General features: G+C 52.0%; 13 protein-coding genes. 6 read left to right on the plus strand and 7 right to left on the minus strand.

The window, feature by feature from the left end; translation table 11 throughout:
• The first annotated feature begins 160 nt into the window (after positions 1–160).
• The 5 genes from MHI37_RS27610 to MHI37_RS27630 all read left to right on the plus strand — a co-directional run bounded on the left by MHI37_RS27610 (position 161) and on the right by MHI37_RS27630 (position 7,223).
• Positions 161–2,422, plus strand: coding sequence for an AraC family transcriptional regulator (locus MHI37_RS27610; RefSeq protein WP_076336704.1), 2,262 nt, complete (start codon positions 161–163; stop codon positions 2,420–2,422).
• A gap of 361 nt (positions 2,423–2,783) precedes the next feature.
• A complete protein-coding gene (locus MHI37_RS27615) occupies positions 2,784–3,740 on the plus strand; it encodes an ABC transporter permease subunit (protein ID WP_083676232.1) in 957 nt (318 codons plus the stop codon).
• Positions 3,741–3,752: 12 nt separating this feature from the next.
• On the plus strand, positions 3,753–4,640 hold the full coding sequence (locus MHI37_RS27620) for a carbohydrate ABC transporter permease (RefSeq protein ID WP_076336705.1): 888 nt from the start codon (positions 3,753–3,755) through the stop codon (positions 4,638–4,640).
• Between the two features lie 121 nt (positions 4,641–4,761).
• A complete protein-coding gene (locus MHI37_RS27625) occupies positions 4,762–6,270 on the plus strand; it encodes an ABC transporter substrate-binding protein (RefSeq protein WP_076336706.1) in 1,509 nt (502 codons plus the stop codon).
• 110 nt (positions 6,271–6,380) lie between these two features.
• Complete coding sequence (locus MHI37_RS27630) at positions 6,381–7,223, plus strand: AraC family transcriptional regulator (RefSeq protein WP_076336707.1); 843 nt, start codon at positions 6,381–6,383, stop codon at positions 7,221–7,223.
• Here the strand turns inward: MHI37_RS27630 and MHI37_RS27635 are convergent.
• Positions 7,220–8,779: a glycoside hydrolase family 28 protein gene (locus MHI37_RS27635; protein ID WP_256710511.1), complete on the minus strand. Its 1,560-nt coding sequence runs from the start codon at positions 8,777–8,779 to the stop codon at positions 7,220–7,222. The genes MHI37_RS27630 and MHI37_RS27635 overlap by 4 nt on opposite strands.
• 380 nt (positions 8,780–9,159) lie before the next feature.
• Here MHI37_RS27635 and MHI37_RS27640 point away from each other — a divergent pair, with 380 nt between their 5' ends.
• Positions 9,160–9,291, plus strand: a complete 132-nt coding sequence (locus tag MHI37_RS27640) for a hypothetical protein (protein ID WP_256710507.1) — start codon at positions 9,160–9,162, stop codon at positions 9,289–9,291.
• A 249-nt stretch (positions 9,292–9,540) separates the two neighbouring features.
• Here MHI37_RS27640 and MHI37_RS27645 read toward each other — a convergent pair whose 3' ends face one another.
• The 6 genes from MHI37_RS27645 to MHI37_RS27670 all read right to left on the minus strand — a co-directional run bounded on the left by MHI37_RS27645 (position 9,541) and on the right by MHI37_RS27670 (position 14,631).
• Positions 9,541–9,708, minus strand: coding sequence for a hypothetical protein (locus MHI37_RS27645; protein ID WP_179090206.1), 168 nt, complete (start codon positions 9,706–9,708; stop codon positions 9,541–9,543).
• Between the two features lie 148 nt (positions 9,709–9,856).
• Positions 9,857–10,627 (minus strand): DeoR/GlpR family DNA-binding transcription regulator, encoded by a 771-nt coding sequence (locus MHI37_RS27650; protein WP_076336708.1) that lies wholly within the window; start codon positions 10,625–10,627, stop codon positions 9,857–9,859.
• Between the two features lie 194 nt (positions 10,628–10,821).
• Complete coding sequence (locus tag MHI37_RS27655; protein WP_076336752.1) at positions 10,822–11,376, minus strand: D-lyxose/D-mannose family sugar isomerase; 555 nt, start codon at positions 11,374–11,376, stop codon at positions 10,822–10,824.
• Between the two features lie 35 nt (positions 11,377–11,411).
• Positions 11,412–12,626 carry a carbohydrate kinase family protein gene (locus MHI37_RS27660; protein WP_076336709.1) on the minus strand — a complete coding sequence of 405 codons (1,215 nt, stop codon included), beginning with the start codon at positions 12,624–12,626 and terminating at the stop codon, positions 11,412–11,414.
• Positions 12,623–13,789 (minus strand): Gfo/Idh/MocA family oxidoreductase, encoded by a 1,167-nt coding sequence (locus MHI37_RS27665; protein WP_076336710.1) that lies wholly within the window; start codon positions 13,787–13,789, stop codon positions 12,623–12,625. The genes MHI37_RS27660 and MHI37_RS27665 overlap by 4 nt, the downstream gene beginning before the upstream one ends.
• On the minus strand, positions 13,789–14,631 hold the full coding sequence (locus MHI37_RS27670; RefSeq protein ID WP_076336711.1) for an aldolase: 843 nt from the start codon (positions 14,629–14,631) through the stop codon (positions 13,789–13,791). Before MHI37_RS27670 ends, MHI37_RS27665 begins: the two co-directional genes overlap by 1 nt.
• Between the last annotated feature and the right edge of the window lie 48 nt (positions 14,632–14,679).

A 14,679-nucleotide genomic window follows, 5' to 3' on the forward strand; every position in this document is an offset into this window, starting at 1 on the left:
AACAAGTATAGTTCAAGAAAACGTTAGAATGTTCGAACATCCTTGCTTACTTTCCGATTTCTTATAGATCCTTGCTATCTAGACAAGCTGATTAGACAATCAAGCAGTTACGTTTCCTTGCAAATATGTGTATAGTTATGAGCGTAAAGGAGTGATTGCGATGAGGGGAGAAAGGCAGCTGAAAATCAGATTTTTTATGAGTCTGACCTTAATATCGATCTGTTCGGTGCTTGTACTGGCTACCGCCTTGTTTTTGTGGTTCCGGGAAAAAACGATCGCCAATGTCAATCAAGTAAATGAAAGCGTTCTCTTGAATACGGAGACAGTATTTGCGAAGTACATGGAATTGGTTCAAAACTATACGATGGACTTCTATCGCAACCCCAACATTAATACAGTGATGCAGAGCGGCGACAACAGCTGGAGCGACCAGCTGTACAGCGCGCTAAGCCAAATGCGCGGCACGCTGACGGTCAACGCTTTTCTGGAAAATGCCTATATTATGGGACAGAACGGTCCGGTCCTCATGTTCGAGAACAATCCGCTCAGCGTGCCGGCAAAGGAAGAGCTGTATCGGCGTGTCAAGGACAGCGAGATCAAACAATCGCCGTATGTATGGACGGCTACGATGAACAGCGGCGCGGAGGAGACGCTGATGACGACCTTCTTTAATGACCGGGCTTTCACCAGCAGCGAATATAACGGAGCGATTGCTATGACCATCAATTTGCGAAAGCTTCAAGAAAACGTGTTCCGAAGCAACGATGACGGCGGTACGCGATATGCGGTTCTGGATGCGAATGGCCTACTCCTCATGCAGAACGGACCGTCAGGAACGAATTTTGACACCGACATGCTGCGGCAGATCGTAACCGGTGAGGACAATATCGGTACGCTTATATGGAAGTACGGCAACGGGAGCAAGGAGATGATTACGTTTCGCAAGGCGCAGCAGGGCGAACTGTGGTTTCTTTCGGAAACGTCATACAAGGACAGCATCCGCGACATATCGAACGCCTTGAACTTGATGATCGGGCTTTGTCTGGCGCTGATCGCCGCCGCTGCGGCCGTCGCCGCGTTCGTCTCGCATCGCATGTACAAGCCTATAGGTCGTTTGTTCGGCAATATCCGCAATCTGACCGGCGATCGGCCGGCCTTCGCCCATGGTGGAGGCTTCGAAGAGGCAAATCGGGAGCTGGAGCGAATCGCCGGCCGGTTCGGGGAGCTGAAGCGAGAGAACGAGGACAGCGAACTGCTTCGCTGGCTCACTTCGCCCTACCGTTCCGGTGAGCATCTGCCGTCCGCGCTTCCGCCAACCGAAGATTCTTCGGGCAATGCTGCATTTGTCGTGGCGGTGCTGCAGTTGAATCGCTCCGTCTTTACGAGCGGCGTCAATGACGAGGCATGGATGGAGCAGATCAAACGGCTGCCTAAGCTGACCGAGCAATTGTTCGGCAATATGGCCGCTTGCCGAGGGTTTTTCCCTCATCCGGAGTCCGCTGTCCTCATTGTCAGCGAGACGACCACAGGCAGCTTCGGCGATTACGGCCTGTCGCGCGAACGATGGGCACAGCTAGAGAAACAAATACGCTCATGGCCGGAAATGACATGCGGGATCGGCATCAGCCGACTGTCAACGGACGCCGCCCAGTTGAAGCAGTTGTATGACGAAGCAAGCGGCTGCTTGCAATATATGAAGTTTCAATATCACGCAACCGTTATTTATGCGGATGACTCGATTCACCTGAACAGCAGTCCGATACCGGATCCTACGCTGGAGGCTGTGCTTCAGGTCGTACGAAACCAGGAGCTTGAGCTGATTCCCGCAGCAATCGAGCGGCTGCTGGCCGCGGCAGGCAGCTACCGAGCGGAACAAGTAACGATTGCTCTATCCAGACTTGCCTCGGGGCTGAATAAAATCGGAGTTGCTGGCCTTACAGACGGAGCCGAACGACATTCGGACTTTTTGGAGCATTACCAGCGCATATGGCGCATCACGAGTTATGAAGAGCTTAGAGGCTGGCTGGAGCAGCTCTGCTTGAGTGTCTGCGCGAAGCTGAAGGAGCTAAATACGGTGCAGACCCGCGACTTGGCGAACGAAGCGATGGACTATATCCAGAAGCGCTACGGCGACCAGACGTTATCGCTCAACAACTTAGCCGACAAGCTGGCGATCAGCCCTCCGTATCTGAGCCGCCTCATAACCGAGGCGACGGGCAGCAGCTTCCCTGACTTCGTCAACTTCGTCCGGCTAGAGCATGCGCGCACCTTGCTCATGTCCGAGCTTGAGCTCGATATTCGGGAGATCGCGGAAAGATCGGGTTACAGCAGCAGCACCTATTTCACCACCTTGTTCAAAAAACGTTACGGCGTTACACCCTCCAAATGGCGCTTGAATCATATCCTACAGCAAAATGATTAATTAACCATAGCTTGCAAGGTGGAACGGCTGTCGCCGTCCTTATGGCGGTGCGCGTTTCGTTCCGGAGAAATATAGAGAAAGTATGGCCAAATGATATACTTTCCTATATTTTTAGAAATCCCTCCAAAGGATGCTTGGAGGGATTTTTTATGGTCAAAAATGATTGTCCAAATGGTTATTTAAGCTTTTTCACTTTTTTTAAGCCATCTGAACCCGTCATATTTAAGCTTTTTCACTTCTTTATGATAGCGTTTACATTTCCGGCGGATATATGCTGTATTCAGGTAAGCACACCGCCTCTTCGTTACATCAAGCGACGGCAGGCTTCCATTTTACCGAGATCTTGAAGGAGTGATTAACGATGTCAGACGAAGCGTTACAGGCGTCCAGACCCGCAGGCCGCAAGAGCCGACTCCAAGCGCTGCGCAACGACAGCCCGCTTCTGCTGCTTGCGCTGCCCGGAGTTATTGTATTGATTCTGTTCGCCTACCTGCCTATGAGCGGCCTCATCCTCGTTTTCAAAAACTACAATTATAATGGAGGCATATTCGGAAGCCCTTGGGCGGGCTTCGAAAATTTCAATTTTTTCTTCTCCAGCATGGACAGCGCGATTCGCGCGACTCGCAACACCGTCATGCTGAACGTACTGTATATGCTGACTGGCACGTTCTTCTCGGTCTCGATCGCCATTATATTGAACGAGCTGAGAAGCAAGTCCTTCATTAAAATCACGCAAAGCGTCATGTTTTTTCCTTATTTTATTTCCTGGATCGTCATCGGCGCCATTCTGTTCTCCCTCCTGGACTACGATAAGGGGCTGATCAACCGACTGTTCAGCACGTTCGGCATGGCGCCAGTCGACTGGTATTCCGATCCGTGGATGTTCGTCGTCATTCTGGTCGCCGCGAACATCTGGAAGAGCGCGGGCTATGGAGCAATCATCTATTACGCGGTCCTCCAAGGCATCGATACGTCTTATTATGAAGCAGCCCGAATAGACGGCGCATCCAGAATTCAGTTGATTACGCGCATTACGCTGCCGCTGCTCATTCCATCAATTATCCTACTGACGCTGCTCAGCATCGGCGGCATGCTGAAGGGCGACCTCAGCATGATTATGGGGGTTACGTTCCTCAATCCGCTGTTGCTTCCGACGACCGACATTATCGACGTGTACGTGTATCGGACGGCGATCCGATCAGGGGAGTTCGGCTTCGCTTCGGCGATTACGTTGTATCAGTCCGTATTCGGATTTATCCTTGTCCTGGTCGCGAACAAGCTCGCAGGCTGGTATGACAAAGAAAGCAAACTATTTTAGGAGACATGCGCTATGGCTACTATGCAAGAAAATCGAACGCTTATCATTATTTTCTACATTTGCATCGGCATATTCGCCCTCATCTGTCTGGCGCCGTTCGTGCTTGCCTTATCCGGCTCGCTGTCGACGGAATCGAAGCTCGCAGCGGAAGGCTACTCCTTCCTGCCTCGCGGATTCAGCCTGGACACTTACGCCTTCATGTTCAACTCGAAGGCAGATCAGATCTTCCAGGCTTACTTGACCTCCGTCGTCGTCACGGTGCTCGGCACCGCATGCGCTGTGCTCGTTACGACCGCTTATGCTTACGTGATCTCGGCCAAAGGCTTCCGCTATCGCAATTTTTTCGCCTTTCTGGCGTATTTCACAATGCTCTTCAGCGGGGGCACGCTGCCTTGGTATATTTTGAGCACCAAATATTATCATCTAGACGACACGCTTGCGGGGCTGTTCGTTCCTTATCTGCTCAACGTATTTCTCATGTACCTGCAAGCCAACTATTTCAAAAGCATTCCGCACGAGATTGTCGAATCGGCGCAAATCGACGGGGCGGGCCACATCCGCATCTTCTTCCGGATCATGCTGCCGCTCGGCCAAGTCGGCCTCGTCACCATCTCGCTGTTCTACGCGCTGCAGTTCTGGAACGACTTCTACCTCTCGTTAATGCTGATCTCGGACCAGAATCTGTACACGATTCAATACATGATGTACTTCATGATGTCGAACATTCAATATCTTGCGTCGGGAAACAGTACGCAGATCGGCGGCGCTGTAATCGCCCCGCCGCTCGAAACCGCCAAGATGGCCATGACCTGCCTGACCGTGCTGCCTATCGCCATCTTGTATCCGTTCCTCCAGCGTTATTTTGTCAGGGGCATTATCGTCGGCTCCGTTAAGGGCTAGCTTGTTCATCATCGAACTGGTTGTACATGGTATGATGGAACCATCCAAGCGATAAGTATCGGGGCCGTTCCCTCATGCCATTAAACAATAAATAAACAGAACATAACAGGAGGGTTCACGCATGTTAAAGAAACGAGTATGGGTAAGTCTGTTCCTCGCAACGCTGCTTCTCCTCTCTGCCTGCAGCAAGGGCGGCGAGACGGGTGGAACGCCGGGAAGCACTGCCGGCGGAAATAATGAAAGCGCTGGCACGGAGCTTAAGCCTGCCGAGCTGAAGATCATTCTCTATGGAGAGGAATCTCCACGTATGAAGGCGCTTGCGAAAGCCGAATTCAAGGATCTTGTCAAAAAAGAAATTAACGCCGACATCGAGTTTCAATTTATCCCATGGACCGAATACGGCGGCGGCAAAACCGATCTCATGCTGTCGACCGGCGAAGATTTCGCAACCTACACCGATACGAACTATATGGTCAAATCCGTAGCCAAAGGAATGTACGCAGACCTGACTCCTTATATGGAAACCGTTGCCGCGGATATGAAAAAAACAGTCGACGACAATTCATTCAAAGCGTTCCAGCTAGGCGGCAAGCAATATGCCATTCCGGTCGGCAACAAGCCAAACTCTGGCGAATTCTACAGCGTGCTCGTCCGTCAGGATCTTCTCGAGGAGGTTGGCATGAGCAGTGTGTCGTCGCTCGCGGAGCTTGAGCAATTTTACGATAAAGTGCATGCCGCTCATCCGGAGCTGGTCGGCTATGCAAGCACGGATGCCCGCAGAATGCTGATGTACGAATATACGGACAAAAATCTGTATTGGCAAAACGATTTCCTTGCGATTGACGAATCGAGCGATGACGATCAATTGATTAGCTGGTTCGAAAGCGAAGAGTTCAAAGCCTACTCCCAGCTTATGAGAAGCTGGTACGTGAAGGGGATTATTCCAAGGTACGCCGCGACCAATACGCCGCAGCTGCAATCCGATTGGAACTCGGGCAAAGCGATGTTCTGGGCAGGTACGGCGGCGCGTCCGTTCGAAGGCGCAGCGACGATCTCCCAAGCCGTCCCGACAGCCAAGCTCACGAACTATTTCCTAAGCAAGGATTTGCCTAAGATCAGCCGCGGCACGTACAGCACCGCTTGGTTCGTATCCTCCAATGCCGCCGATCCGGAACGTTATGTGATGTTCTTCAATCTGCTGCAAAAAAATCAGGAGCTATACGACCTGTTTGCTTACGGCATCCTGGATAAAGACTACTCACTTGACGAAAACGGCCGTCTGACGCGAATTACGTCCGATTCCCTTATTCCCGACTGGCTGCTGATGAACAAAAACTTTATTCGCTTCGACAAAACCGTACCCGACGATTTCATTGCGCAATACAAAGTATGGGACGACGAAGCGATCATTTCCAAAGGCGCGGGCTTCAACTTCGACAATGCTCCGGTCAAAAATGAAGAAACGAAGATCAACGGCGTCTTCTCCGAGTTTCTGGCGCCGATCGCCAGCGGCTTCCTTGACTACGAGGAAAACTTCCCGAGAGCGCTTGATAAGCTAAAGGCAGCGGGCTTCTACACCTATCTCGCGGAATACCAAAAGCAATTCTCGGCATGGTACGCAGCAAACTAAAAAATAAAACCAAAAGGCGAAACAGCAGCTTATCCAAGCTCTGTTTCGCCTCTTGCTTACCGGCCATGCAAAGCGATACTTGATAGAATGACTAAGGGGGCACTATAAGGATGAATGACCTAATCGGCAAGAAACATATGATCGGTGATGCTTCGTTCGTCATTCAGCATATGCGCAGCACTAGCTCCTCCGCCATGCCTCGCGCCCACTCTCATGCCTGCTACGAGCTGTATTGCCTGCTGGAGGGAGAGCGGGTGTATCTTGTAAACGGCAAAATATTTACCGCGCAGAAAGGCGATATCGTCGTGATCGTCCCCCACGAGCTTCACTCCACCGCGAGCTCGCAGGTGAAGTATTTCGAGCGGGTGCTTATTCATTTCGCGCCTGAATTTCTTCGCGAATCGGACGGCAACGTTCTGAATTTTCCTCCCTTTCAACAATCGACCTTGCTGCGGACTCCCGTGAAGGAGCAGCCCGAGATTGAGCGTCTCCTTGTCCAAATGGTTGCCGAATGCAAGGAAGAGAATTCTCTTTACGATAGCTACGTACGCCATCTGCTCCTTGAGCTGCTGATTCGGCTGAACCGCCTGCATGCGGTCAGTCCCGAAGCGCCAGGCTCGAACCATCCGATGCATGAGAAGGTTGCTGAGATAATGGCTTATATCGAAGCACACTACCGCGAAGCGCTGACGCTGGAGCAGTTGGCCAAACATTTTTTCATTAGCCCGGCATACTTGAGCCGCGTCTTCTTGAAGCTGACTGGCTTCCATATCAGCGAATACGTACGGGTGATCCGCATCCGCGAAGCGCAGAAGCTGCTCCGAACGACCCGCCAGAAGGTGCATGCCATAGCGGAGCAGGTCGGCTTCGAGCATATTTCCCATTTCAACAAAACGTTCAAAAAATTCGCGGGCGTAGCGCCCATACGCTACAGGCAATCCCATAAATATTAAACGGGGCGAACAATCGCCGCGTTCCTGTCAACGTCTGGGGCTGCCCATACAGCCCGCTGCGTGACAGCCGTTCGCGGGTCACGGCATTGTATTCCCGCTGTGAGGCTGCCCGATAACGCTAGCATCATGCCGTCATTATTCGCTCCCGTTCCGTCTAGACGAATAATGTCTACATCCCGGCTCTGGTGCAGCCTCACGAGCGGGCTTTCTTCCGTGTAGAGCGCAACATCCTCGAGCGTCAGGCGATTGACGTGATGACAAATGACACCTTGCCGGCTGGATGCGGTAAACCGTCGCACCGCCACTCCCTCAAGCGGCATTTCCGCCAGCCCATTTACAAGCAACGCTATGTCCGCTCCATCGCAATAGACATCATGAATTTGAATGCCGCGGAACACCGGCGTCTGGGCCGTAGCCGGAAACCATTCATCGCGCGCGGATCCCGAACCCTCGACGCCTTCGTAAAAGAGGTGGAAGGAGATCGCCTCGCCCGCAATGTCCGTCATACGAATACGTTCGATGACGATATCCTCGACGACTCCTCCACGCCCCCTGGCACTCTTGAACCGAAGCCCGATATCGGTTCCCATGAAATTGCAGTCGCTCACATGGACATAACGGACGCCTCCGGACATTTCACTGCCAATCACGAAGCCACCGTGTCCGTGGTATACAGTGCAATTGTTAATGCTGATATATTCGCTCGGCATACTTAATGTCCGCCCCGCTTCATCCTTGCCCGACTTCAAGCAGATGGCGTCGTCGCCTACGTCGAAGGAACAGCCTTCCACAGCGACATAACGGCATGAGTCGATATCGAGCCCGTCGCCGTTCTGTCCGAACCACGGATTGCGCACCGTTATGTTGCGGATCGTCACATGCTCCGATGCCCACGGATGAAGATTCCATGCCGGTGAGTTTTGGAAGGTCGGCCCGTCAAGCAAGACGCGTCCGCATCTGCGGAAGCTAAGCAGATTCGGACGCAAGAAGTCTCGGCAAGACAAATAATCCTTCGGCTCCCGCTTCCCTTCGCCTATCAATCGCTCTACGAGGGCGGCACCTTCCATCGCCGCTACAGACGGCCACCATATGTCTCCTTCTTTATCCAAAACGCCGCCGGTGCGCTGAAGATTGTCCCATTGCTTTGCCGTCACTTTCAACCGCTTGACCGGACGCCACGCATCCCCTCCACCGTCAAATACGCCTTTTCCCGTAATGGCCAGGTGCTCCGCATCTTCTGCATCGAGCGGCGATTGGCAGCGAATTGACGGCTTGCCCTCGAACTGGGAAGCTATGAGTGGATAATCACCCGATCGCTTGCTGAACTGTACAACTGCCCCAGCCTCCGCATGCAATTCCAAGCGGCTCGCAAGCTTAATCGGGCCCGTCGACCAGATGCCCGGCGGTATAACCACTTTCCCTCCCCCCGCGTTCACGCAACAGGCGATCGCTTGGCGGAAAGCATCCGTATTGTCGGTTCGTCCATCGCCAACTGCGCCGAAGTCGGTTATCACCACCGCATAATCCGGTATTTCCGGCAATAGCACCTCCGGCATGCTCCAACGGCAATCTGTATGATTCGTACTCTCCCATTTCGATGTCATTGCCAACACATCCCATCCTCTTCTGTCGATTCCGATGATCGCCTCCTCATTATAGAACAATAACATTCCTGCTTACTTACCAAATACATGTCCAATTGCTTCGGAATTACATCTAGTTGTCCTGCCTTGCTTGACGGCGCTATGCACGTCGTCAAAAATGAGAGGAAATAAGAAACTAACTCCCTAGAAAGGAAGGAACGCGGATCGGTTACACCCAAATTCAGTGCGAAGAAGACAGACCTGTCCCTTTATATGACGATCAATTGGGCTACGGCTTTGTCTATCGTACCTGCGCGATCCCCCACAGAATTGTGCACCAGGAGAGCAAGCGGATGAACGAAAGTGGCTCCGTCGTCTCGGAAGGACAATTCGCTGAGAGGCCTGGCTTCGGGCAGGACGACTATAATCGTTTCGGGATGGCTTTTCGGATTAAGGCGCCCCCAGGCGCTTGCCAAATGAGCTGAAGAGCAGGAGAAAAGAGCGAGAAAAAAAGCCAAGCGAGATTCAGGGGGGAAGTCCTGAAAATCGCTCGGCGAAAGTTTTTGAGATCCATGATTTCATCAGACCCACTAGAGCAAATGTTTCGTTGTTATTAATTGAATAACCACGCAATAAAACCCAACAATTATGCCAGGTTTTATTTGACGGAATGAACTTTACTTCAGTAGGAAAAATCATTGTTCAAGCTATAGGTTATCAATTACACAAATTACTCATTTGCTATATCCAAGAACCTTACCAATGATGTCTTCTATAGGTAAAGGACCAAAATTAAGACTTCCAAGGCCTCTTAGTGCGTTGTCCGCTAAAATAAAAACATTTCCTTTTGGTATCTTTATTTCCAGGTCGGTTTCAAAAAAAAATTTCGTGTATTGTGACATTCTTCAGTGCTCCCAAGATCATCTGAAGAAAAAAATTCTTTTTCATCTCTAATATTTCCAAGACAATGGGTACCACGGTGGTTAGTGTTGGCGGTTCTTTTCATGTTCTGATATCAGTTCGCCCAGGACACAAGTCTGCAACTATCAACTAATTCGCCACTTCCAGTCGGACCCCCGCCTCTCGGCACGCCAATTGCAGACTCTCATCCGGCCATTGATCCGATACGATCCGATCTACACCGGACAAAGATACGAATGATACGAGCACCTTAGCTCCGAATTTGGAATGATCTAACAAAATATTCGTTTCCGAGGCTTGGCGAATAGCTGTCTGTTTGATCTCAGCCTCATAAATATTGGAATTGCTAAAACCATGCTCGATATTGAGGCCGGTCGCCCCAAGAAAAGCACGATCGAACGCCATGCTCGCCAAGCTCTGCGCAGCGATCGGACCGACGAGCGAGTTCGTTGCTTCCAGCAGCATGCCACCGGTCACAAGCACCGGAATTTGCTTGCCGGACAATTCCGCTGCTACGTTTAACGCATTCGTAACGACGGTAATATTCATGCCGGACGGCAAAAATTTGGCCAGCTGCAGCGTCGTCGTTCCCCCATCGATGAAGATTGATTCTCCCGTGCAGATTAGGCTTGCGGCATATCGGCCGATCTTGGCCTTTTCTTCCGTCAGAATACCGGCCCTCTCCTGCAGTGCGATATCTTTGCCGACGAAAATCGCGCCTCCAAAGGTTCTCTTGATCGCCCCGGCTTCTTCCAGCTTTTCGAGGTCACGACGTATGGTCATTTCCGTTACTTGATACGTTTCTTTCAAAGCTGCGATACGGAGCTCGCCTTCGCGGGAGAAATGCTCCAGCATCTGCTGCTGTCGAGCATTTAATCCTTGATATAAACTTGGTTTCATAAGTACTGGCCTCCGATGACCTCAATTTCCGGTATGCCTCTATTATCCACGCTCATGTAGCGATATTCAACTCCAGCCGGTAAGAAAGTGATTCTTTCGGCTGAATCACGGGCTATCCCTCGCAGCTCCGTTGAACTGTGCGTCCTGTTATCCCCACATAGCAGTACCCAAGCGCTGCCTGCATTTTACCCGAACTATTCATCTTCTATGACGATGGGCATTCTCGCAATCAGCGGATCTGTGAAAATATCCAGTTCATCCCGGCTTGTACTCGAAAATTCCGATACGACCGCGCCTTCCGGACCACCCTGGAACCAATGATTCGTGTTCGGCGGGATGGTATATTGCTCACCAGGCAAGAGAATAACCTCATGAAATACGGTATAGGACGCCTCGCTTTCGGGCGGTACAACCGCTTGAATATCGACAGTAGCTTCACCTTCAACGTACAGCAGCACGCTGCCCCAGCGGCAGCGAAAAGTCTCCATCTTGCCTGGTATGCCGTCTATGGTCGGATGCCGATGCTCGGGGCATGTCTGTCCAGGAAACAGGACAAGATCCTTGGCACAGTAGCGATCCGTATTGATATAAGTAATCAGCTCAAGGCCTTGCACATGGAGATTGCCCAGTCCAAAGCCGGCGACCTCAATGTTTTCCTTTTCCTCATCACTCAACACAATTCCTGCCTCCGCAATCATCCCTGACGCGCGCACCTGCGCCTGCCTCACTTCGCTTCTTGTAAGCGACATGTCATTCCCTCCCGTTTCCTCATTTTCTTCGTTCGTTATGCATCCCGTTCCCATATGCCCGCCCCTGGACGATGAGACCAGTCTGGCAGCGACAGAACGGTATCACGTTGTTCCCAGCTCGCAGCGATTCGTCCCTGCACGTCCCCCCAGCTCGGAATACCGCTAACCGCGTCGGCCTGCTCTACATTGCAAGCGCCAGTACCAACCGCGCCCAGTGCCATTTCCTCTATCGTCAGCCCCTTGGCAAGCCCGGCAAGAAATCCGGCAATCGTGCAGTCTCCCGCTCCTGTTGTACCCACGGACTCCACTATGTAACACGGTGCAAGCAGTTCCCGTTCCCTCCAGTTCTGCAACCGTTCGGCATCTGGGGCACATTGCCCCATTCCTCGGAGACGTTCAACGCTGGCCGTCGTCCGCAAATAAAGCCCATGATCGCCGAGCTTTAGCCCGACGATAGCCGCCCCCATGCCCAATAGTTGGCCGGATAACGAGTTAAGCAGCGCTCCGTCGGCCCAGGCAAGCAGCTCAGTCGTTCCATAAAGCTCGCATAGCTCTCGATACTTCTCAGGCCGCAGCATGTACAGGATTTCTTCAAAACTTGGAAGAAATACATCCACGAACGGCAATACGCGCATAAGAATTTTCAACCAATCCGCTTGCCCGGCAGGCGAGTCAGGCTCCGGCCGCGCCATGTCCAGCGAAACGGTCAATCCTGCCTCCTTGACTTTAGACAGCAAGCGCTCGAGCTCGGCTCCCTCCTGCTGGTACATCTTGCGCATGAGCGGAGGATAGCCAAAATGGAATAACCTCGCTCCCGGCAGGGAGACGTTTGGTACATCCTCTGCCGTAAAGGTATCATTGGCTCCGGTACAATGAAGGAATATCCGGTCAACTCCCGGCGGGCTGATTACAAGCGAATAGGAGCTGTGCTCCCCCCCGGCGACAATCATTCCATCGGCAAGAGATTCTCCGTAGTTCTTGAGAATATTTAATATTGCATCACCGAACAGATCATTGCCGATCTTTCCCATCAGCTTGACAGGCAGGCCAAGCCTATGCAAGGCTAACCCCGTATTGGAAACCGTCCCGCCCGTAGACAAATGGACCTGACCGATGCCAATCAGCTTGCCTGGAGCGAGTATTTCTCCTATGCCTTGTCCATGGCTCATGCCATTCATAGATGGAATAACATCCAGACAAATATGTCCTGCTACGATAATTTCCGGATTGGCACCATCCCAGCCACTCACGCCAAGCCCCCCCAGTCAATAACCGCTGTTCCGCCCGACTTATCGGATTCCAGTGCCGCAGTGAACAGACAATGGCTACCTGCAGCTTCTTCGGGCAATGCGCATGTGAACGGCTGACTCATGCCTTCAAGGCCGTTCACTATCTCATCGCAGAACGCCGCCCACATTTGCAGGATGGAATCTGAAAATCCGAATTCGAAGATGCTGCCGGTAATCGTACCGTAAGCGGACTTGTAAGGCATATCGATGACATGCCAAGCCTGCTGCCCGCCCGGTTCATACGGAAGGGAGGACACCTGTTTTGGATTTTTCGTCGTATACTCCGCTGACATTCTCGTACCTTGGATACGAATAAACCATGTGTTGGCATGTCCCGGCGCAATCCGCTTCGTGGACAGAACCATTGGAAATTGCTGATCGTCCGTCTTAACGTCGCAAGCGAGGATCGCGTTGTCCCACGTCTCGCAAGGCGCGGTTCCGCCTTTTCCGTCCGGTCTTTCTTCAACGATTTTGGATAGCAAAGCCCGAACGCTCGCGGGCTTCCAGCCAAACCGAAGCGGTAAGTGAAGCACATGCAGGCCAAGATCGCCCATGCAGCCATATTCTCCATTTGTTGCAATCCGTCTTTTCCAATTGATCGCTTTGGTGGGGTCCAGGTCGCTGGAATGCCAGAAACCCGCTTCGACTTCAATGATTTTCCCGAATTCCCCGTCGTTCACCCACTGTACAATTTGCTGCGCTCCAGGGAAAAACGGAAATTCGGAAGAACTGCGCACGACCACTCCAGGGTTTTCCTTAATCGCGGCCATTATCGCGGCATTGGCTTTACGATCTATTCCGAACGGTTTTTCCCCCAGCAAATGCTTGCCTGCGCGGATAATGTCGATATAAATTTGCTCATGCAGATTATGCGGCACCGCACAATAAACCGCCTCTACGGAAGGATCCGCAAGCAGCTCCTTATAATCCGTGTACGCATTCCTGACGCTCGATACATGGTCTTGAAACCACTGGGTCGCGGCAGGATTGGCATCGCAGACGGCTACGATATGCGGTTCGAAGCCTACATCCGTCAGATGGCACCAGCGCGCCGCAGCGCTTGTAAACTCCTTGCCCATTAGGCCGCAGCCAATGACGCCAAACGAGATAGTTTTTCTAGCCATTAGTTTTGCTCTCCCTTCAGAATAGCCAGAGCTTGCTCGGCTGTCGCTCCGTTATGCACAACGCTCATTAGAGCGGATGTCATGCCCGCAGGGTTGGGATGCTGAACGACGTTACGGCCGTATACGATCCCGGAGGCTCCTTGCTTGATCAGTTCGACCGTACGGCCGACGATTTCCTCGTCGCTTGCGCGTCCGCCGCCCCGAACCAGTACCGGGATACCGGAGGCTACTTCAATCACACGATGATATTCCGTCACGTCGTCGCAAGGATCCGCCTTGATGACATCCGCGCCGAGCTCTACGCCTTGACGGACAAGGGGCATTATCTTGCGAAGATCTCCGTCCACCATATAGCCGCCTTTCTCTTCATTCGGCAGCATGACAAGCGGCTCTACCATCAGAGGCATTCCGTATTTCTCGCATTCCGTCTTTAGCAGCGTAATATTGCGTATGCACTGATGGTGCAGCTCAGGCTGGCCCGGGAGCAGAAGCAGATTGACGCACACTGCGACGGCATCAAGACGTACAGCCTGCTCAATCGCCCGATCAATCAGCTCGCTGAACAGGAAGCGCGGAAGCACGTTTCCATAAATGTTGGCAGCATCCGTCCTGAGCACAAGTCCCGGCTTCTGCTTGCCCGGAATTTCCTGCAGGTGCCTCGCCTGCCCCGCACTCAGCTGGATACAATCCGGCGCCGCTTGAACGACTGTTTCAACTGCGTTTTTCATATTCTCGATACCGGAAAGAAAAGAAAACTCATTAAAGAATCCGTGGTCTATGGCAACATCAAAACATTTCCCTTGAGCGCTGAACATTCGGTTTAATCTAACTTTTGCAGACATTCCTTAACATCTCCTCTTATGCTTTCTTTTTGTTGTGTTCGTTTTAAA

Origin of the sequence: Paenibacillus sp. FSL H8-0548 (assembly GCF_038630985.1) — a bacterium.
In the GTDB taxonomy this organism is placed as follows: domain Bacteria; phylum Bacillota; class Bacilli; order Paenibacillales; family Paenibacillaceae; genus Pristimantibacillus.